Genomic DNA, 20787 nt, shown 5'->3' on the forward strand with positions numbered 1-20787 from the left:
GGATTACCCGCCGCGGCCTTTTCACGATTCTTTTTGCAGGTGACTCAAGCAATGGCACAACCACGCCGCACTTCGAAACAATCGAAACAAGCCGGAGGAACATTTCTTGGAATCGTGCTGGGCCTGATCGTCGGCCTCGCGATCGCGGTGGTGGTGGCGCTCTACATCACGCGTTCGCCGTCGCCGTTCGTGTCGAAGGTCGCGCCGCCGCCGGCCGACAACGCCGCGAGCCAGCCGCAGCAGTTCGACCCGAACCGCGCGCTGCAGGGCAAGACGCCCGGCCAGCCGGTGCCGCAGGCCGCGCAGCCCGCGCCGCCCAACACCGCGCCCGGCCAGGCCGCGAACCAGACCCAGGGCGGCCTCTTGCCCGAGCCGCAGATCGTCGAAGTGCCGCCGTCGGCCAACGGGTCGAGCGGCTCGAACAACACCGGCAGCTCGGGCAACACGACCGCGTCGAACAATACGTCGTCGGGTAACGGCGTCGCCGTCGCGCCGAAGCCGGCCGACACCACGCCGCCGAAGAAGACGCCGCCGCCGCAACAGCAGCAGGCGGGCGAGGACGACCTCGCGCGCTTCGCCGCGCAGAAGCAGGCGCAGCAGGCCGCCGCGCAAAAGCAGCAGCAACAGCAGCAGGCCGCGAACACGCCGAAGCCGACGTCGTCGGCCACTGCCGCCGCGACCGCGAAGCCGCCGACCGCGAACGACGCGAATACCGGCTACTTCCTGCAGGTCGGCGCGTACAAGACGGAAGGCGACGCCGAGCAGCAGCGCGCGCGCCTCGGCTTCCAGGGCTTCGAGTCGAAGGTGTCGAAGCGCGATGTCAGCGGCGTGACCTATTTCCGCGTGCGCGTCGGCCCGTTCTCGAAGTTCGAGGATATGAACTCGGCCCGTCAGCGCCTGTCCGATGCAGGTGTCGACACGGCGGTGATCCGCTTCACGAAGCAGTAAGCAGCCGGTCGAGCCCACGCAGAACCCGTTACGTTTCGTAACCCGAGCAACTGATTCGACGTTCACAACATGAAAAAACTGCTTAGCACGCTCCTTCTGTCCCTGGGCCTCGCGGCCGGCTTCGCCCAGGCAACCCCTGCCGCACCGGTCGCCGGCAAGGACTTCGAGGTGATGAAGTCGCCGCAGCCGGTGTCCGCGCCGGCCGGCAAGGTCGAGGTGATCGAGTTCTTCTGGTACGGCTGCCCGCACTGCTACGAATTCGAGCCGACGATCGAGGCCTGGGTGAAGAAGCAGGGCAACAACATCGACTTCAAGCGCGTGCCGGTCGCATTCCGTGACGATTTCGTCCCGCACTCGAAGCTGTTCTATGCGGTGTCCGCGCTCGGCATCTCCGAGAAGGTCACGCCGGCGATCTTCAACGCAATCCACAAGCAGAAGAACTACCTGCTGACGCCGCAGGCGCAGGCCGACTTCCTGGCCACGCAAGGCGTCGACAAGAAGAAGTTCATGGACGCGTACAACTCGTTCAGCGTGCAGGGCGAGGTGAACCAGTCGGCCAAGCTGCTGAAGGACTACGCGATCGACGGCGTGCCGACGGTCGTCATCCAGGGCAAGTACAAGACGGGCCCCGCTTACACGAACAGCATCCCGGGTACCGCCCAGGCGCTCGACTTCCTCGTGAAGCAGGTTCAGGACAAGAAGCTTTGATCCCCGCCCGCGCGCCGGCATGACTACTCCGCTGAAGGTCTTCATCACCGGCGCGTCGAGCGGCCTCGGCCTCGCGATGGCCGAGGAATACGCCCGCCAGGGCGCGACGCTCGCGCTCGTCGCGCGACGCACCGACGCGCTCGATGCGTTCGCGCGGCGTTTCCCCAAGCTGTCCATCTCCGTCTATTCCGCCGACGTGCGCGACGCCGACGCGCTCGCGACGGCCGCCGCGTCGTTCATCGCGACGCACGGCTGCCCCGACGTCGTGATCGCGAACGCGGGCATCAGCCAGGGCGCCGTCACGGGCCAGGGCGATCTCGCGACGTTCCGCAACGTGATGGACATCAACTACTACGGGATGGTCGCGACGTTCGAGCCGTTCGTCGGCCCGATGACGGCCGCGCGCCACGGCACGCTGGTCGGCGTCGCGAGCGTCGCCGGCGTGCGCGGCCTGCCCGGCTCCGGCGCGTACAGCGCGTCGAAATCGGCCGCGATCAAGTATCTCGAATCGCTGCGTGTCGAGCTGCGCCCGGCCGGCGTCGGCGTCGTGACGATCGCACCCGGCTACATCCGCACGCCGATGACCGCGCACAACCCGTACCGGATGCCGTTCCTGATGGACGCCGACCGCTTCGCAGCACGCGCGGCGCGCGCGATTGCGCGGCAGCACGCGTTCCGCGTGATTCCGTGGCAGATGGGCGTCGTCGCGAAGGTGCTGCACGTGCTGCCGCGCTGGCTCTACGACTGCCTGTTCGAGAAGGCACCGCGCAAGCCGAAGACCGGCGCGCACTGACGCACCGGCAGGCCGGCCCGCGCGACACGCGCCGGGCCGCATCGCCCCATCGAAGCTTCGGTTTCGCGGCACTTCCCGCGGCGTCAGCGCCGCTCCCGCCGCGTTCCCTGACCGCCCCCCTCTCCGCCGCCCCTCTCCCGCCTCTCCCGCCTCTCCCGCCTCTCCCGCCTCTCCCGCCTCTCCCGCCTCTCCCGCCTCTCCCGCCTTTCCCGCCTTTCCCGCCGCCTCCGCAGCACTCTCCGCCGCATCAACACCCGTTCCGTCGCGAACGCAGCCGTTTTTCGGTCAATTCGCCGCGTTCCGGCGCCTTTTTTCACGCGTCGCACGCTTTGACGGTATGCTATTCGCCAGCCGCGCCGGCCCCGCCCGCTTCCGGGCCGCGCCCGCATCCCGTCACCCAGCAAAAAACACAAGCCACGTGGGAGATCCTATGCACGTCAAGCTGTTCGCCGCGGCCGCGGTCGCCGCCGCACTCGCCGCCCCCGGCCTCGCCGCCGCCAAGCCGCTCACCGTCTGCACGGAATCGAGCCCGGACGGCTTCGACGTCGTGCAGTACAACTCGCTCGTCACGACCAACGCATCGGCCGACGTGATCTTCAACACGCTCGTGTCGTACGACGAAGCCGCGAAAAAGGTCGTGCCCGCGCTCGCCGACAAATGGGATGCGAGCGCCGACGGCCTCACCTACACGTTCCACCTGCGCCCGAACGTCGCGTTCCAGACCACCGACTATTTCAAGCCGGGCCGCGCACTCGACGCGGACGACGTCGTGTTCACGTTCGAGCGGATGCTCGACGATTCGAACCCGTGGCACAAGGTGGCCGGCGCGAGCGGCTTCCCGCACGCGCAGTCGATGGGCCTCGTGAAGCTCGTGAAGTCGGTCACGAAGGTCGACGACAGCACGGTGAAGTTCGTGCTGAACGAGCCGAACGCGACCTTCGTGCCGATCCTGACGATGGGCTTCGCGTCGATCTACTCGGCCGAATACGCGGACCAGTTGCTGAAGGCCGGCAAGCAGGCCGACCTGAACGCGAAGCCGGTCGGCACGGGCCCGTTCGTGCTGAAGAGCTACACGAAGGACGCGCTGATCCGCTACGACGTGAACCCGACGTACTGGGGCACGAAGCCGAAGGTCGACCGGCTGATCTACGCGATCACGCCCGACCCGTCGGTCCGCCTGCAGAAGGTGAAGGCCGGCGAATGCCAGATCGCGCTGTCGCCGAAACCGCAGGACGTGCTCGCCGCGAAGGGCGAAAGCGCGCTGAAGGTCGTGCAGACGCCCGCGTTCATGACCGCGTTCGTCGCGCTGAACACGCAGAAGAAACCGCTCGACAACGACAAGGTGCGCGAGGCGCTGAACCTCGCGTTCGATCGCGCGACCTACCTGAAGGTCGTGTTCGACAACACCGCGACGGCCGCGAACAACCCGTATCCGCCGAACACGTGGAGCTACGCGAAGGACGTCGCGCCGTATGCGTACGATCCCGCGAAGGCGAAGCAGTTGCTCGCGCAGGCCGGCTTCCCGAACGGCTTCTCGACGACGATCTGGACGCGCCCGACCGGCAGCGTGCTGAACCCGAACCCGAAGGTCGGCGCGGAACTGCTGCAGGCCGACCTCGCGAAGATCGGCGTGAAGGCCGACGTGAAGGTGATCGAATGGGGCGAGCTGATCAAGCAGGCGAAGCTCGGCCAGCACGACATGCTGTTCATGGGCTGGGCCGGCGACAACGGCGATCCGGACAACTACCTGTCGCCGCTGTTCAGCTGCAATGCGGTGAAGTCGGGCATCAACTTCGCGCGCTTCTGCGACGCGCAGCTCGACAAGCTGATCGCCGACGGCAAGTCGACCGCCGACCAGGCCAAGCGCGCGAAGCTGTATGAAGCCGCGCAGAAGATCATCCACGACCAGGCGCTGTGGATTCCGCTCGGCTATCCGACCGCTGCGGCGCTCACGCGCGCGAACGTGAGCGGCTATCGCGTGAGTCCGTTCGGGCGGCAGAACTTCGCGACGGTCGCCGTGCAGTAACCGCGCGTGGCGCGCAAGCGACGGCGTTCGTGCCGCTCGCTTGCGGCCCGCGCGTTTCGCTTGCTACACTCCGCTCCTATTCCTCATACCGGACGCCAGCCAAAGTGAACAACTAAGCCTTCCCAAAATGTTTTCGCCGCCGTGCCACGCACGCCGCGCGAAGGTCTTCACGCATTTTCGGAGGTGCTTATGGCTGCAGCCACGCCCACCGGCGCGCTCGTCGCGCTTCATCACGTTTCCTTCCGCTTCGACGACGGCTTCACGCTGTTCGATTCGCTCGACCTTTCCGTCGATCGCACGCCGACGGGCATCGTCGGACGCAACGGCATCGGCAAGAGCCAGCTCGCGCAACTGATCGCGGGCCGCTGCGCGCCGAGCTCGGGGACGATCGACCGGCATGCGCCGGTCGCCTACGTCGCGCAGCAGCACGACGACGCAGCGGCCGGCCCGCTGACCGTCGCGCAGATCGCCGCGCTCGATGCGCCGCTCGGCGCGCTTGCGCGTCTCGCGAACGGCCGCGCGGAGCCGCACGACTTCGACCTGATCGGCGATCGCTGGGATCTCGCCGAGCGGCTGCGCGCGGCGCTCGACGCGGCCGGCCTGCACGATGTGCGGCCCGACACGCCCGCACACGCGCTGAGCGGCGGCCAGCTCGCGCGCGTCGCGCTGATCGGTGCACTGCTGTCCGATGCCGGCCTGCTCGTGCTCGACGAACCGACCAACCATCTCGACGCGCCGGGCCGCGCATGGCTGCGCACGGCGCTCGACGGCTGGCGCGGCGGGCTCGTGATCGTGAGCCACGACCGTGCGCTGCTCGCCGGCGTGCAGCGCATCGTCGAGCTGACGCCGCAAGGCGCGCGCTCGTACGGCGGCAACTACGCGCTCTACCGCGCGCAGCGTGACGCGGAACAGGATGCGGCGCAGGCGGCGCTCGATCATGCGCGCACCGAGCGCGGACGCGTCAGGCGCAGGCTCGAACAGGAACACGACACGATCCAGCGTCACGCGGCCGGCTCGCTGCGCGACGCGAAGGCGGCCAACCTGTCGTCGATGGCAAAACAGAGCCGCAAGGGTGCGGCGCGCAACATCATGGGACAGGTCCGGCGCCATCAGGACGAATTCAAGACGACGCTCGACGAACGCGTGCAGCAGGCGGCCGCGCGCGTCGAAGCCGATGCGCCCGTGCTCGTGTCGCTGCAGGGCACCGAGGTCAGCGCGCGCCGCCAGCTGTTCACGCTCGAATGCGCGCAACTGCCGTGGCGCGCGGCCGGCGATGCGGATTCGGACGCGATCACGTGGTCGGCAAGCGGCGCCGTGCGCATCGCGCTGACGGGCCCGAACGGCTGCGGCAAATCGACGTTGCTGCGGATGCTCGCGGGCGAGCTCGCGCCGCGTTCAGGCACATGCACGACGCACGTGAGCGCCGCGTATCTCGACCAGCGGCTCGCGCTGCTCGATCCCGAACGCTCGATCGTCGAGCAGCTGGGGCTGCTCGATACGCCGCTCGCCGAAGGCGACCTGCGCAGCCGTCTCGCGCTGTTGCAGCTCGACGCGACACGCGCGACGCAGCCGGCACGCCAGCTGAGCGGCGGCGAACGGCTGAAGGCCGCGCTCGCGTGCGCGTTGTGGCGCGGCACGCCCGCGCAACTGCTGCTGCTCGACGAACCGACCAATCACCTCGATCTCGAATCGGTGCGTGCGATCGAAGCCGCGCTGGCCGGCTTCCCGGGCGCGATCGTGGTCGCGTCGCACGACCCCGCGTTTCTCGCGGCGCTCGAACCGACGCACACGATGCAATGGCATTGCGACGGGTGGCGCTACGAACCCGTCGTGTAACCGAAGATCATCGTGGGTCGTCCGTCGGCGTGGCGCCGGAATCGACGAACAGCCGCATGAATAGCCGCTCCGATTCTCGCAAGCCCTCATCGGTCAGCATGACGGATTTCGTCTTGTTGACGGGATCGCCGATCAGGCCGCGCTCATGCAGCCGATTCAGTACAGCCCAATCGAAGGTTTTCCAGGCGCGATTGCGATCGTGCAGGGTCAAATAAAGGAGCGCAAGAACGGCGTCGTCAACGGCGCCGAGATCGATATTCATCGCCATTTCCTCCGATCCGACTACCCCGTCACGAACCTAGCGCCGCGAGCAGCTTGATCAAGTTGCGCTTCGCGCGGTAAGTCTTGCGGATCTCCCCGAGTTCCGCGTCGAATGCCGCCTGCTGACAATGCTCGGCGCGCAGCGCACGGATATCGCGCACGACGCCGAACGCCTCGTCGTACCGCGCGCTGCCCGCGCCATGCTCGACCGCGAACGGCAAATACCGGTGATAAAGCGCGATCGCATCCTCCGGATGCGTCTTCGCGCGCGCCGCGGCCATCGTCGGCCAGACATCGACCTCGACCGGTCCGCCGAGAAATGCGTCCCACGCGGCGGCGTCGTTCTGCTCGGCGAGCAGCAGCTTTACCAGCTCGGTACGCGGCGAAGGTTCCCAACGCCGTACAGCCGCGATCGCCCGCCCCGGCGTTTCCCGCTTCCGGGCAAGCGACAACAGATGCGAAATCGCCCGCTCCCGCACGGCGTCGCGTCGCTTCGTCGCCTTCGCAACCTTCATCAGCGCGCGGAATGCGTCTGCCGTCGGATGGTGCGCGAAGCGTTGCCACGCGAGTTCGTCCGCCCGATCGAATGCGCGCCGGCGCACATACTCTTCGATACAGAAGCCCAGCAGACGATCGTCATGGCCGTCCTTCGTTTCGCGCATCCCGCGTTCGGCCCACGCCAGCCCTTCGTCGAAACGGCCATGCTCCGCACACAATTCCGCGATCTGCGCGAATCGGTACGACACCGACAGATCCTTCGACCAGATGTGAATCAGCGCGTCGACGTCGCCGTCATGCCTCGCCAGCGATTCCATCGCATGCTCGAGATTCAAGCGCACCGAATCGTACGAGTGACGATCGTCCCGCCCCGCCGGCAGCGGAGGCAGCGCGGCCCACTGATGCTCGACCAGTTCTCGATAGCGGCGCAATCCCGCGTCGCCCAGCGGTTCCGCATAGGCCGGCAGCACGCCGCGGAACGTATCCCACTGTCCGTCGACCTGCAGGCGAAACAGGCGTTCGGCCAGTTTCACCGGCTCCGGCCGCGTCCGGATGCACGCATCGAGATGCACACCGGCCAGTTCGCAGATGCCGGGCGCCACGCTGCCGTCCGAGTCGTCGATCTGTTCGAGACTCGCTTCGGCGTCCGCAATCGCCAGTTCCGCCAGCTCGACCACCTGCGCGGCATGAGCGCCCGCCAATTGCCGCCGCAGCATGTCGGCCACTTCGAAGAGGGCTTCTCCGTAGGTGTGCGCTTCATCCCAGCCGAGCGGCCGCGACACGCGCGTCAATTGCCGGACGGCGGCGCGCAGGCTCGCCACGTCGCCGGCATTCGCAGCACGTGCGTCGAACAGCAGCCTGTCGCGCAACGACCGATCGCGCTCGGCCGCGTCGAGCAGCCAGTTCCGCAACGCATCCTCGTCGAGCGTCTCCAGATAGTCGCGAATCAGTTCCGCATGGGTCTTGCGTTTGCGTCGCGGACGCGCCGGTTGTTCGAGCGCCTCGTCGTGAAAGACCTCCTCGCCGCTGTTTTCGAGCCAGGACAACGCAACGGCCACCGCATGCTTGCAGAAAGCGCCATCATCGCCTACCGGGCAGTTGCATGCGTAGGCCAGTGTGCCGTCGTCGCCCACCGCGAATTTGACACGATAGCGATACGTGCCGCGCACGGTCGCCGACAGTTCGCCGTTGCTTTCGGTCAGCCGCGAAACCGCGCCGTCGTGATAGTAGGCCTTGCCGCGTTCGAAGGATTTCGGGTCGGCCAAGGTCCGGATTTCAGCGAGCGTGATGACGTCGGAGAGGGAGACATTGCCTGGCATGGGGTGCGACGAGTATCGAGTTCGGATCGCGGGAATTCTACAAAAGCGCCGGACGCGCTACCGCCGGCGCACATGCTCAACGCCGCGCGAAGCGGATTACACCGTCGTCGCCCTGCTCGCGCACGAGTTCGCCAGCGAGCCACAGGAGGTTCAAATGCGCGAGCGCCTCGCCGAGCGCGAACGTCATCTGGTGGATGTCGAGCTCGCGGCGGCGGAACATGATCGGCACGATGTCGGCCGCGCTCATCGGCTGCTCCGCGCACGCGACGCGCACTTCGTCGAGCCGCGCGTCGTGGTGTTCGCGCAGCTGCACGATGCGCGTGCGCACACCGCGGAACGGCTTGCCGTGCGACGGCAGCACGAGCGTGTCGGGCGCCATCGTCTCGTAGCGGCCGAGCGACTGCAGGTACAGCGCGAGCGGGTTCGCTTCCGGCTCGAGGTCGAACACGGACACGTTCGTCGAGATGCGCGGCAGCACCATGTCGCCGGAGATCAGCACGCCGTCCGCTTCGCTGTGCAGCGCGCAATGTTCAGGCGAATGGCCGTAGCCGGTGACGACGCGCCACGTGCGCGCGCCGATCGTCACCGCGTCGCCTTCGCGCAGCCGCCGGTAACGGGGCGGCACGGCCGGCACGAGATCCGAGTAGTAGCTGCGGCGGTTGCGCAGCTTGTCGAGCGCGGCGGGATCGGTCAGCCCGTGGCGCGCGAAATGATCGGCGGCGGCCGCGCCGCCCGCGTTCGAGCCGTTGCCGGCCGCCATCAGGCAGCCGAACATGTATTCGCCGAGCGTCATCCACAGCCGCACGTTCCAGCGCCCCTTGTCGCCGCCTTCGCACAGCCAGTTCGCGAGGCCGAAGTGATCGGGGTGGCAGTGCGTGACGAGCACGCGCAGCACGGGCAGGCCGTCGAGATGCGTGTCGAAGATCTGCTCCCAGTGCGTGCGGATCGCGTCCGACGAGATCCCGCAATCGACGATCGTCCAGCCGGCCTGCCCGTCGATCTCGTCGCGCAGCAGCCAGAGGTTGATGTGGTCGAGCGAGAACGGCAGCGGCATGCGCAGCCAGCGCACGCCGGGCGCGACCTCGAACGTGTCGCCCGCGGCGGGCAGCGTGTCGGCGAAGGGATAGTCGAGTTGGTGTTCCAGTGCGTTCATCGGTGGGGCGTCTCGTCGTTATCGGTGCGAATGCGCGCCGGCGGCAGGCCGCGGCAGGCGGTGCGTCGATTCTATCGCCGTCGCGCGAAACGCGTGCCCGGCGGCTGCCGGCCCGTCAAAAAAAGTTCGTGTCAGAATCGGTTCCGTACCCGTATCTTTACGCGAAGATGCACCGAACGGCGCCCAACGACGGATAACCCGCCGCTTGCCGGCCGGCCACGCGTCGCCGCAAAGTCTTTGAACCGCCCGCTGGGGCGGTAAAATGGCGAGTGCTTACAGTCCCTCCTGAACGAGCCTGCACGCGATGAATCACTTCCCCAAACTGCTGTCGTCGCAGATCGGTTTCGACGTCGCGCAGACGATGCTCGAATACTTCGATCGCCACTACCGGATCTTCCGGGAAGCGGCCGTCGAGGCCAAGACGCTGTTCGAGCGCACCGACTGGCACGGGCTGCAGCGGCTCGCGCGCGAGCGGATCACGTCGTACGACGATCGCGTGCAGGAATGCGTCGAAGTGCTGGAAGACGAATACGACGCGGAGAACATCGACGACGAGGTCTGGCAGCAGATCAAGCTGCACTACATCGGCCTGCTCACGTCGCATCGCCAGCCCGAGTGCGCGGAGACGTTCTTCAATTCGGTGTGCTGCAAGATCCTGCACCGCTCGTATTTCAGCAACGATTTCATCTTCGTGCGCCCGGCGATCTCGACCGAGTATCTCGAGAACGACGAGCCGGCCGCGAAACCGACCTACCGTGCGTACTACCCGGGCACCGACGGGCTCGCGGTCACGCTCGAGCGCATCGTCACGAACTTCCAGCTCGACCCGCCGTTCGAGGATCTCTCGCGCGACATCGCGTGCGTGATGCAGGCGATCCACGACGAATTCGGCCACTTCGACGCAGCGCCGAATTTCCAGATCCACGTGCTGTCGTCGCTGTTCTTCCGCAACAAGAGCGCGTACATCGTCGGCCGCATCATCAATGCCGACCGCGTGCTGCCGTTCGCGGTGCCGATCCGCCACGTGCGCCCCGGCCTGCTCGCGCTCGACACCGTGCTGCTGCGCCGCGACCTGCTGCAGATCATCTTCAGCTTCTCGCACTCGTATTTCCTCGTCGACATGGGCGTGCCGTCCGCGTACGTCGACTTCCTGTGCACGATCATGCCCGGCAAGCCGAAGGCGGAGATCTACACGTCGGTCGGCCTGCAGAAGCAGGGCAAGAACCTGTTCTATCGCGACCTGCTGCACCACCTGTCGCATTCGAGCGACCGCTTCATCATCGCGCCCGGGATCAAGGGCCTCGTGATGCTCGTGTTCACGCTGCCGTCGTTCCCGTACGTGTTCAAGATCATCAAGGATCAGTTCCCGCCGCCGAAGGAAACGACGCGCGCGCAGATCATGGAGAAGTACCAGCTCGTGAAGCGCCACGACCGCCTCGGGCGGATGGCCGACACGCTCGAGTATTCGAGCGTCGCGCTGCCGCTCGCGCGGCTCGACCACGCGCTCGTGCGCGAGCTCGAGAAGGAAGTGCCGTCGCTGCTCGAATACGAGGACGACAATCTCGTGATCAGGCACCTGTACATCGAGCGCCGGATGACGCCGCTGAACCTGTACCTGCAGAACGGCACCGACGCGGACATCGAGCACGGCGTGAAGGAGTACGGCAACGCGGTGAAGGAGCTGATGAAGGCGAACATCTTCCCGGGCGACATGCTGTACAAGAACTTCGGCGTCACGCGCCACGGCCGCGTCGTGTTCTACGACTACGACGAGATCGAGTACCTGACCGACTGCAACGTGCGCCGCGTGCCGCCGCCGCGCAACGAGGAAGACGAGCTGTCCGGCGAACCGTGGTATACCGTCGGCCCGCACGACATCTTTCCGGAGACCTACGGGCCGTTCCTGCTCGGCGACCCGCGCGTGCGGGGCGTGTTCATGAAGCATCACGCGGACTTTTTCGATCCCGCGCTGTGGCAGGCGAGCAAGGACAAGCTGCTGCAGGGCGAATTGCCCGATTTTTATCCGTACGACGCGGCGCTGCGTTTTTGCGTACGCTACCCGGCGCGCTTCGGCGCGACCGACCAGAACGACGGTGAAGGCGACGCGCAGCGCGCCGCCTGACACCGGTTACACCGAACCCGATATCGACCCGATTTCCGAAAACGGATTCCACACCGATGAACACCCCAGTCAACCCGCTCTCGCACCTGTTCGACAACAACGACGCCTGGGTCAGGCGCAAGCTCGCCGACGATCCCGACTTCTTCACGCGCCTCGCCGACCAGCAGGCGCCGGAATATCTGTGGATCGGCTGCTCGGATTCGCGCGTGCCCGCGAACCAGATCATCGGCCTGCCGCCGGGCGAAGTGTTCGTCCACCGCAACATCGCGAACGTCGTCGTGCACAGCGACCTGAACTGCCTGTCGGTGATCCAGTTCGCGGTCGACATCCTGCGCGTGAAGCACATCATGGTCGTCGGCCACTACGGCTGCTCGGGCGTGAACGCGGCGCTGCACAACCGCCGCGTCGGCCTCGCGGACAACTGGCTGCATCACGTGCAGGACGTGCGCGAGCGCCACGCGGCGCTGCTCGACGAATGGCCGGTGGGCGAAGCGCGCTATCGCCGCCTGATCGAGCTGAACGCGATCGAGCAGGTCGTCAACGTGTGCCGCACGACGATCGTCAACGACGCATGGGCGCGCGGCCAGTCGCTCACCGTGCACGGGCTCGTGTACGGCGTGCACGACGGCCGGATGCGCAACCTCGGGATGGCCGTATCGAACTTCGAAGCGCTCGACGAAACCTACAAGCGCTGCGTCGCCGCGCTCACCGCGGGCGGCCAGCATGCGCCCGACAACGACATGGTCGCCGCCGATGCCGCGCAAATGAACGAAGTCGCGCAGGCGGTGGTCGATACGCTGAAGCCTTGCACGGACGCGGAGTAAGCACGCGTTCCGCGTCGGCGGCGAAGCAACGGCAACCTGCATCGAACTGACCTGACGCCGTCACCACGGCACTGCAAAGGAGCGGCGAACATGAAAACCGTACTGATCGTCGGCGCATCGCGCGGCCTCGGCCGCGAATTCGTCCGGCAATACCGGCGCGACGGCTGGAACGTGATCGCCACCGCGCGCGACGACGCGTCGCTCGCCGCGCTGCGCGCGCTCGGCGCGCAAGCGCATGCGCTCGACATCGCGCAGCCCGAGCAGATCGCGGCGCTCGGCTGGAAGCTCGACGGCGAGCGGCTCGATGCGGCCGTGCTCGTGTCGGGCGTCTACGGGCCGCGCACCGAAGGCGTCGAGACGATCACCGCCGAGGATTTCGATGCAGTGATGCACACGAACGTGCGCGGGCCGATGCAGTTGCTGCCGATCCTGCTGCCGCTCGTCGAGGATGCGCGCGGTGTGCTGGCCGTCGTGTCGAGCCGGATGGGCAGCATCGCCGAGGCGACCGGCACGACCGGCTGGCTGTATCGCGCAAGCAAGGCCGCGCTGAACGACGTGCTGCGCATCGCGTCGCTGCAGACGCGTCACGCCGCGTGCATCTCGCTGCATCCCGGCTGGGTGCGCACCGACATGGGCGGCGCGCAGGCCGCGATCGATCCGGAAACCAGCGTGACCGGCATGCGCCGCGTGATCGCCGAAGCCGGCGCCGACGTGTCGCAGGCGAACGGCCGCTTCTTCCAGTACGACGGCATCGAACTGAGCTGGTGATCCGCAGTAACAACCGAGCGTCGTTAATTCCTGTTTCGCATGATTTTGAACCGACCTGACGCGTGCCCGTGCGGCGGCGCGTCCCCTGCTCCCGCCGGCAAAGCGCCGGCCCCGCGCTATGCGGCCTGCTGCGGCCGCTTCATCGACGGCGGCGAAGCCGCGCCGACCGCGCTCGAATTGATGCGTTCACGGTACAGCGCGTACGTGCTCGGCGCGACCGGCTACCTGCGCGCGACGTGGGCGGCGCGCACCTGCCCGCCCGATCTCGACACCGACCCCGAGGCACCCGACGCGCCGCGCTGGCTCGGCCTCGCGGTAAAACGCCATGTACCGCTCGACGAACGGCACGCGGAGGTCGAGTTCGTGGCCCGCTACAAGGTTGGCGGACGCGCTTACCGGCTCCACGAGACCAGCCGTTTCGAGCGCGACGAGCACGGTTTCTGGCGCTATGTCGACGGCGAAGTAAGTGAACGCTGACAAATAGTTGCTGTGTCAGACGCCGGGTAATTCCCGCATTGCACAACCCGATTTTGTCGGGCTAGGATGGCCGTCAGATTGGTCAAGTTGCATGGCAGGGCTTACGAATGGCGTTCAGCAAGGTATTGGTGGGATGGATGGCGGCCGGTGCGCTGTCGGCCGCTCAGGCCGGTACGCTGCCGAACGCCAATACGGGTACGGGCCCCGCAAGCGGGTCGCTCGCCCACGCCGAACGCTTCGATTACAGCGACTCGAACCTGCCGCAGGTCGCGGCTGGCCTCAACGAGCAAATCCTCCGCATTCCCGCCGATGCTTCGGGCTCCGTCACGCTCGAGGCGACGCTCTTCAAGCCGGACGGCCCCGGCCCGTTCCCGCTCGTCGTCTTCAACCACGGCAAGAACACCGGCGATCTCCATCTGCAGCCGCGCAGCCGGCCGCTCGCGTTCGCGCGCGAATTCGTGCGCCGCGGCTACGCGGTCATCGCGCCGAACCGCCAGGGCTTCGCCGGTTCGGGCGGCACGTACCAGCAGGAAGGCTGCAACGTCGGCAAGAACGGGCTCGCGCAGGCCGCCGACGTCGACGCGACGGTGCGCTACATGTCGCGCCAGTCGTACGTCGATGCATCGCGCATCGTCGTCGCCGGCACATCGCACGGCGGCCTCGCGTCGGTCGCGTACGGCACCGAAGCCGCACCGGGCGTGCGCGGCATCATCAACTTCTCCGGCGGGCTGCGCCAGGATCTGTGCGACGGCTGGCAGCGCAACCTCGTCGACGCATTCGACCAGTACGGCGCGCGCACGGCCGTGCGGTCGCTGTGGCTGTACGGCGACAACGATTCGGTGTGGACGCCCGGGCTCGTCGCGCAAATGCACGACGCGTACGTGTCGCACGGCACGCAGGCCCAGTTCATCGACTTCGGCCGCTACAAGGACGACGCGCACCGGCTGATCGTCGATCGCGACGGCGTGCCGGTCTGGTGGCCGGCCGTCAACGCGTTCCTCGAGAAGCTGAACCTGCCGACCTCGGTGCGCTATGCGGTTGCGAACCCGCACGAGCCGAAGGCCACCGGCTATGCGGCCATCGACGCGGTCAACGCCGTGCCGTATGTCGACGAAGCCGGCCGCGAAGGCTATCGCCGCTTCCTGAACCAGCATCCGAGCCGCGCGTTCGCGGTGTCCTCCGAAGGCGCGTGGTCGTGGGCCGAAGGCGGCGACGACCCGATGGCGCTCGCGCTCGACAACTGCGCGAAACAGGGCGCGGGCGCGTGCCGGCTGTATGCGGTCAACGACCGCGTCGTGTGGAACACCAACACGACGCAGACGGCCGACAACGGCGACGGCAACGGCAATACGCACGACACCGACGCGCGCGCGCTGGCTTCGCGCTGACGCGCGGCGGGCCGTACGCCGCGCCTGTTTCGCTTCCGATCCCGCTTCCCGCCTCATTCTTTCGTGCGCGATCGCATTGCGCGTCGTCGTAATACGCGCGTTCGCGCCATCGCCTGCCGTTCCGGCAGTCCGATCTCGCCCGGATTCCGCAGACCATTCCACCGCCGCAGTTCGCGCCCGCATCGTTCCGCTTCGCCGCGCCCTTCTTCGATCCCCGATTTTTCGCGATTGCACCGCGCCCCGCCCCGCGATTTTTTTCTGTCGAGGGGGTTCACTCGAACGTCGTCATCTGCGCGCATTCCCGGGCATCTGAACCGTACCGTTCCGAGCCGCTCCGATCTGCGCCGAACTCCCGCCCGGCAAGGCTTTGCGGTGTTTGTAACCGCTAGTGCAACGTGTCGCGGAACACGCTAATCTCAGCGCGTTTTGGAATCTGCCGCGCGGCATCCCGTCGATGCCGCGCGGCCGTTTTACCCTTCGGAGTTGCCTTGAGTACGCCAGCCACCGACGACTGGGTCGCGCGCAGCCTGCGCGCGGTCTGGCATCCCTGCACCCAGATGAAGCACCACGAGCGCCTGCCGCTCGTCCCGGTCGCGCGCGGCGCGGGCGTGTGGCTGTACGACCGCGAGGGCCGGCGTTACTTCGACGCAATCAGCTCATGGTGGGTCAACCTGTTCGGCCATGCGAACCCGGACATCAACGCGGCGCTGAAGGACCAGCTCGACACGCTCGAGCACGCGATGCTCGCCGGCTGCACGCACGAGCCCGCGATCGAGCTCGCCGAGCGGCTGCACGCGCTCACCGCGCGCACGCTCGGCCATGCGTTCTTCGCGTCGGACGGCGCGTCGGCGGTCGAGATCGCGCTGAAGATGAGCTTCCACGCGTGGCGCAACCGCGGCCGCGCGAACAAGCAGGAATTCGTCTGCGTCGCGAACAGCTATCACGGCGAGACGATCGGCGCGCTCGGCGTGACCGACGTCGCGCTGTTCAAGGATGCGTACGACCCGCTGATCCGCCATGCGCACGTCGTCGCGTCGCCCGATGCGCGCGGCGCGCTGCCGGGCGAGACGGCCGCCGACGTCGCGGGCCGCGCGCTCGCGGACGTGCGGCGCCTGTTCGTCGAACGCGGCGACCGGATCGCCGCGCTGATCGTCGAGCCGCTGGTGCAGTGCGCGGCCGGCATGGCGATGCACGATCCGTCGTACGTGCGCGGGCTGCGCGCGCTGTGCGACGAATTCGGCGTGCACCTGATCGCCGACGAGATCGCGGTCGGCTGCGGCCGCACGGGCACCTTCTTCGCGTGCGAGCAGGCCGGCGTGTGGCCCGATTTCATGTGCCTGTCGAAAGGCATCAGCGGCGGCTACCTGCCGCTGTCGCTCGTGCTCACGCGCGACGACGTGTTCGCGGCGTTCTACGACGACGACACGACGCGCGGCTTCCTGCACTCGCATTCGTACACGGGCAACCCGCTCGCGTGCCGCGCCGCGGTCGCGACGCTCGACCTGTTCGCGCGCGACGACGTGCTCGCGCAAAACGCGCGCAAGTCGGCCGCGATGCGTGCCGCGCTCGCACCGCTCGACGCGCACCCGCAGGTGCGCCACCTGCGCGAACGCGGCACGCTGTTCGCATTCGACGTCGCGCTCGACGGCGATGCGGCGCGCGGCTTCTCGCGACGCTTCTTCGAACGTGCGCTCGAACGCGAACTGCTGCTGCGCCCGATCGGCACGACCGTGTACCTGATGCCGCCGTACGTGATGAGCGACGACGACATCGCGTGGCTCGCGCAACGCACGCGCGACACGCTCGACGCAACGCTCGCGGAGATCACGCAATGACGACGCCCCTGCTCGACACCCTGCAGCGCGGCCTCGCCGATCTCGACGCGCAAGGGCTGCGCCGCGTGCGCCGCATCGCCGACACCGCGTGCGACGCGCGCATGACCGTCGACGGCCGCGAGATCGTCGGCTTCGCGAGCAACGACTACCTCGGCCTCGCCGCGCATCCGGCGCTCGTCGCCGCGTTCGCCGAAGGCGCGCAGCGCTACGGCTCCGGCAGCGGCGGCTCGCACCTGCTCGGCGGCCATTCGCGCGCGCACGCGACGCTCGAGGACGAACTCGCGGGCTTCGCGGGCGGCTTCTCCGACGCCCCGCGCGCGCTGTACTTCAGCACCGGCTACATGGCGAACCTCGCCGCGATGACGGCGCTCACCGGCAAAGGCGCGACGGTTTTCTCCGACGCGCTGAACCATGCATCGCTGATCGACGGCATGCGGCTGTCGCGCGCGAACGTGCAGGTCTACCCGCATGCGGACACGGCCGCGCTCGCCGCGCTGCTCGAAGCATCGGATGCCGAAACGAAACTGATCGTCAGCGACACCGTGTTCAGCATGGACGGCGACATCGCGCCGCTCGCCGCACTCGTCGCGCTGGCCGAACGCCACGGCGCCTGGCTCGTCGTCGACGACGCGCACGGCTTCGGCGTGCTCGGCCCGCAGGGCCGCGGCGCGCTCGCGGCCGCCGCGCTGCGTTCGCCGCATCTCGTGTACGTCGGCACGCTCGGCAAGGCGGCCGGCGTCGCGGGCGCATTCGTCATCGCACACGAGACCGTGATCGAATGGATGATCCAGCGCGCGCGCAGCTACATCTTCACGACGGCCGCGCCGCCGGCCGTCGCGCATGCGGTATCGGCCAGCCTGAAGGTGATCGCGGGCGATGAAGGCGACGCGCGCCGCGCGCATCTCGCCGCGCTGATCGAGCGCACCCGCGCGCTGCTGCGCAACACGCGCTGGCAGCCGGTCGATTCGCACACGGCCGTGCAGCCGCTCGTGATCGGCAGCAACGACGCGACGCTCGCGGCGATGCGCGCACTCGACGCGCACGGCCTGTGGGTGCCCGCGATCCGGCCGCCGACGGTGCCCGCCGGCACGTCGCGGCTGCGCGTGTCGCTGTCGGCCGCGCATTCGTTCGACGATCTCGCGCGGCTCGAAACCGCGTTGATCGAGGCCAGCGAGGCAACAGCATGACAGCCCCGCTCTCGCTCTTCGTCACCGGCACCGACACCGAAATCGGCAAGACCTTCGTATCGGCCGCGATGCTGCACGGCTTCGCGCGGCGCGGCCTGCGTGCGGCCGCACTGAAGCCGGTCGCGGCCGGCGCGACCGAACAGGACGGCGTCTGGCACAACGAGGACGCCGACCAGCTCGACGCAGCCGCGAACGTCGTGCTGCCGCCCGAGCTGCGCACGCCGTTCCTGCTGAAGGCGCCCGCCGCGCCGCACATCGTCGCCGCGCAGGAAGGCGTGACGCTCGACATCGACACGATCGTCGCGTGCCACCGCGAGGCGCTGACGCGCGCGGACATCGTCGTCGTCGAAGGCGCCGGCGGGTTTCGCGTGCCGCTGAACGACACGCAGGACATGGCCGATCTCGCGGTCGCGCTCGGCGTGCCGGTCGTGATGGTGGTCGGCGTGCGGCTCGGCTGCATCAGCCACGCGCTGCTGACCGCCGACGCGATTCGCCAACGCGGCCTCACGCTCGCGGGCTGGGTCGCGAACCACGTCGACCCGGCGATGTCGTTCCCGGACGAGAACGTCGCCACGCTTCGCGACTGGCTTGCGCGCGAGCACCGCGCACCGCTCGTCGGCCGCATTCCGTACATGACGCCGGCCGCTCCCGAATCCGCCGCGGCAATGCTCGACATTGCCGCGCTCGTCGAGTCGCTGCGCGCCGCGCAGCATTGACCCAACCGAATCCCCACTCCCGCCCAGGACAGGAAAACGAAATGACCCAAGCCCAGACCGCCGCCGTGCAACCCGACGCGATTCCCGTGGCCGCACCGGCCCCGCAGCGCTGGCGCGTCGCCGACGTCGTCGCGCTGTTCGCACTGCCGTTCAACGACCTGATCTTCCGCGCGCAGCAGGTGCATCGCGAGCACTTCGACGCAAATGCGGTGCAGTTGTCGACGCTGCTGTCGATCAAGACGGGCGGCTGCGAGGAAGATTGCGGCTACTGCTCGCAGTCGTCGCATCACGACACGGGCCTGAAGGCCGAGAAGCTGATGGATGTCGATACGGTGCTCGACGCCGCGCGCGCGGCGAAGGCGAACGGCGCGAGCCGCTTCTGCATGGGCGCCGCGTGGCGCAACCCGAAGGAACGCCACATGCCGGCGCTGACCGAGATGGTGCGCGGCGTGAAGGAACTCGGCCTCGAAACCTGCATGACGCTCGGCATGCTCGAGGACGAACAGGCGCAGCAGCTCGCCGACGCGGGCCTCGACTACTACAACCACAACCTCGACACGTCGCCGGAGTTCTACGGCCAGGTGATCTCGACGCGCACGTACCAGGATCGCCTCGACACGCTCGACCGCGTGCGCGACGCGGGCATCAACGTGTGCTGCGGCGGCATCATCGGGATGGGCGAGTCGCGCCGCGAGCGCGCGGGCCTGATCTCGCAGCTCGCGAACCTGAACCCGTATCCGGAATCGGTGCCGATCAACAACCTCGTCGCGATCGAAGGCACGCCGCTCGAAGGCACTGCGCCGCTCGACCCGTTCGAGTTCGTGCGCACGATCGCGGTCGCGCGCATCACGATGCCGAAGGCCGTCGTACGCCTGTCGGCCGGCCGCGAGCAGCTCGACGACGCGATGCAGGCGATGTGCTTCCTCGCCGGTGCGAACTCGATGTTCTACGGCGACCAGCTGCTGACGACGAGCAACCCGCAGACGCAGCGCGACCGCGCGCTGTTCGAGCGCCTCGGCATCCGCGCGAGCCAGGCCGACGCACTGTCGGAAAACGCGTAAGCGAAACGGCCGTCGGGCCGGCGCTGCGAATGAAAAAGCCGGGGCATGCCTCGGCTTTTTTTCATCCGATCGTCTGCACCGCGTTACCCTGCGCATCGAGAATCACGGTCTTCTCGACGCGCCAGCGCACGCCGTCGAGCGTCACACGTGCGCCGCCGCGCCGTCGAGCGCCGCGCGCACCCGCTCGACGAGCTGTTCGTCGACGGGTGCCAGCACCTCGCCGCGCGGCCGCACGCCCGAGCCGAAATGCACCGCGCGCACGCCGGTGGCCCGGACGAAATCGCCGACCGCATCGACGGTGAGCCCCGAGCCGGCCAGCACCGTGCACGTCGCCCCTTCCGCGTGCCGCACCATCCGCGTGATCGTCGCGGCAGCATCGAGCACCGACGGGTGGCCGCCCGACGTCAGTACCGACGTGACGGCCGGCACGCGCAGCAACGCGTCGAACGCGGCGTTGAGGTCGCGCGACACGTCGAACGCGCGATGGAACGTCAGCGCGCGGCCATCCGCGGCAGCCGCGATGCGGGCCAGTGCGCCGAGATCGACGTCGCCGCGCGCATCGAGCGCGCCGAACACGACCCCGTTTGCACCGGCCGCGACGGCCGCGCGCACGTCGCGTTCGATCACGCGCAGGTCGTCGGCGTCGTAGACGAACGACCGGCTGTGCGGGCGCACGATCACGTTGACGGGAATCGGCACGGCGGCCACGACGGCCTCGATCAGGCCGACGCTCGGCGTCAGGCCGCCTTCGGTGATCGCGGTCACGAGTTCGAGGCGGTCGGCGCCCGCGCGGGCGGCGGCCTTCGCATCGCCGACGGTCGTGGCGATCACTTCGAGGAGGACGGAAGAAGCGGCGTTTCTGGTCAT

General features: G+C 68.1%; 18 protein-coding genes. 14 read left to right on the forward strand and 4 right to left on the reverse strand.

Annotation, left to right across the window (positions count from 1 at the left end; all coding sequences use genetic code 11):
• Window positions 1-51: 51 nt before the first annotated feature.
• The 5 genes from ABD05_RS04645 to ABD05_RS04665 all read left to right on the forward strand — a co-directional run bounded on the left by ABD05_RS04645 (window position 52) and on the right by ABD05_RS04665 (window position 6311).
• Window positions 52-948, forward strand: coding sequence for an SPOR domain-containing protein (locus ABD05_RS04645; RefSeq protein WP_047899151.1), 897 nt, complete (start codon window positions 52-54; stop codon window positions 946-948).
• Window positions 949-1017: 69 nt separating this feature from the next.
• Complete coding sequence (locus ABD05_RS04650) at window positions 1018-1656, forward strand: thiol:disulfide interchange protein DsbA/DsbL (RefSeq protein ID WP_047899152.1); 639 nt, start codon at window positions 1018-1020, stop codon at window positions 1654-1656.
• A gap of 19 nt (window positions 1657-1675) precedes the next feature.
• Entirely contained in the window at window positions 1676-2449 is a 774-nt protein-coding gene (locus tag ABD05_RS04655; RefSeq protein WP_047899153.1) for an SDR family oxidoreductase, read from the forward strand.
• Window positions 2450-2879: 430 nt separating this feature from the next.
• Window positions 2880-4475 carry an ABC transporter substrate-binding protein gene (locus ABD05_RS04660; RefSeq protein WP_047899154.1) on the forward strand — a complete coding sequence of 532 codons (1596 nt, stop codon included), beginning with the start codon at window positions 2880-2882 and terminating at the stop codon, window positions 4473-4475.
• A 189-nt stretch (window positions 4476-4664) separates the two neighbouring features.
• Complete coding sequence (locus ABD05_RS04665) at window positions 4665-6311, forward strand: ABC-F family ATP-binding cassette domain-containing protein (RefSeq protein ID WP_047899155.1); 1647 nt, start codon at window positions 4665-4667, stop codon at window positions 6309-6311.
• Between the two features lie 7 nt (window positions 6312-6318).
• Here the strand turns inward: ABD05_RS04665 and ABD05_RS04670 are convergent, their stop codons facing one another.
• The 3 genes from ABD05_RS04670 to ABD05_RS04680 all read right to left on the reverse strand — a co-directional run bounded on the left by ABD05_RS04670 (window position 6319) and on the right by ABD05_RS04680 (window position 9542).
• Window positions 6319-6573 carry a DUF6429 family protein gene (locus ABD05_RS04670; RefSeq protein WP_047901080.1) on the reverse strand — a complete coding sequence of 85 codons (255 nt, stop codon included), beginning with the start codon at window positions 6571-6573 and terminating at the stop codon, window positions 6319-6321.
• A 28-nt stretch (window positions 6574-6601) separates the two neighbouring features.
• On the reverse strand, window positions 6602-8389 hold the full coding sequence (locus ABD05_RS04675) for an SWIM zinc finger family protein (protein ID WP_047899156.1): 1788 nt from the start codon (window positions 8387-8389) through the stop codon (window positions 6602-6604).
• Window positions 8390-8465: 76 nt separating this feature from the next.
• Complete coding sequence (locus ABD05_RS04680; RefSeq protein WP_047899157.1) at window positions 8466-9542, reverse strand: MBL fold metallo-hydrolase; 1077 nt, start codon at window positions 9540-9542, stop codon at window positions 8466-8468.
• 304 nt (window positions 9543-9846) lie between these two features.
• Here ABD05_RS04680 and aceK point away from each other — a divergent pair, with 304 nt between their 5' ends.
• From aceK to bioB, 9 genes are all read left to right on the forward strand, one after another.
• Window positions 9847-11664: a bifunctional isocitrate dehydrogenase kinase/phosphatase gene (gene aceK, locus ABD05_RS04685; protein ID WP_047899158.1), complete on the forward strand. Its 1818-nt coding sequence runs from the start codon at window positions 9847-9849 to the stop codon at window positions 11662-11664.
• Between the two features lie 56 nt (window positions 11665-11720).
• Complete coding sequence (gene can / locus ABD05_RS04690; protein WP_047899159.1) at window positions 11721-12488, forward strand: carbonate dehydratase; 768 nt, start codon at window positions 11721-11723, stop codon at window positions 12486-12488.
• A gap of 90 nt (window positions 12489-12578) precedes the next feature.
• Window positions 12579-13256: an SDR family oxidoreductase gene (locus tag ABD05_RS04695; RefSeq protein WP_034179178.1), complete on the forward strand. Its 678-nt coding sequence runs from the start codon at window positions 12579-12581 to the stop codon at window positions 13254-13256.
• Between the two features lie 39 nt (window positions 13257-13295).
• The gene (locus ABD05_RS04700; RefSeq protein WP_047899160.1) at window positions 13296-13733 is read left to right on the forward strand and encodes a YchJ family protein; all 438 of its coding nucleotides are present in this window, start codon (window positions 13296-13298) and stop codon (window positions 13731-13733) included.
• Window positions 13734-13840: 107 nt separating this feature from the next.
• Window positions 13841-15121, forward strand: a complete 1281-nt coding sequence (locus tag ABD05_RS04705; RefSeq protein WP_047899161.1) for a dienelactone hydrolase family protein — start codon at window positions 13841-13843, stop codon at window positions 15119-15121.
• A 488-nt stretch (window positions 15122-15609) separates the two neighbouring features.
• Complete coding sequence (gene bioA, locus ABD05_RS04710) at window positions 15610-16956, forward strand: adenosylmethionine--8-amino-7-oxononanoate transaminase (RefSeq protein WP_047899162.1); 1347 nt, start codon at window positions 15610-15612, stop codon at window positions 16954-16956.
• Window positions 16953-18143 (forward strand): 8-amino-7-oxononanoate synthase, encoded by a 1191-nt coding sequence (gene bioF / locus ABD05_RS04715; protein WP_047899163.1) that lies wholly within the window; start codon window positions 16953-16955, stop codon window positions 18141-18143. Before bioA ends, bioF begins: the two co-directional genes overlap by 4 nt.
• On the forward strand, window positions 18140-18859 hold the full coding sequence (gene bioD / locus ABD05_RS04720) for a dethiobiotin synthase (protein WP_047899164.1): 720 nt from the start codon (window positions 18140-18142) through the stop codon (window positions 18857-18859). Before bioF ends, bioD begins: the two co-directional genes overlap by 4 nt.
• Window positions 18860-18900: 41 nt before the next feature.
• The gene (gene bioB / locus ABD05_RS04725; protein ID WP_047899165.1) at window positions 18901-19920 is read left to right on the forward strand and encodes a biotin synthase BioB; all 1020 of its coding nucleotides are present in this window, start codon (window positions 18901-18903) and stop codon (window positions 19918-19920) included.
• Between the two features lie 141 nt (window positions 19921-20061).
• Here bioB and ABD05_RS04730 read toward each other — a convergent pair whose 3' ends face one another.
• Window positions 20062-20787, reverse strand: a complete 726-nt coding sequence (locus tag ABD05_RS04730; protein WP_047899166.1) for a copper homeostasis protein CutC — start codon at window positions 20785-20787, stop codon at window positions 20062-20064.

This window comes from Burkholderia pyrrocinia (assembly GCF_001028665.1).
In the GTDB taxonomy this organism is placed as follows: Bacteria; Pseudomonadota; Gammaproteobacteria; order Burkholderiales; family Burkholderiaceae; genus Burkholderia; species Burkholderia pyrrocinia.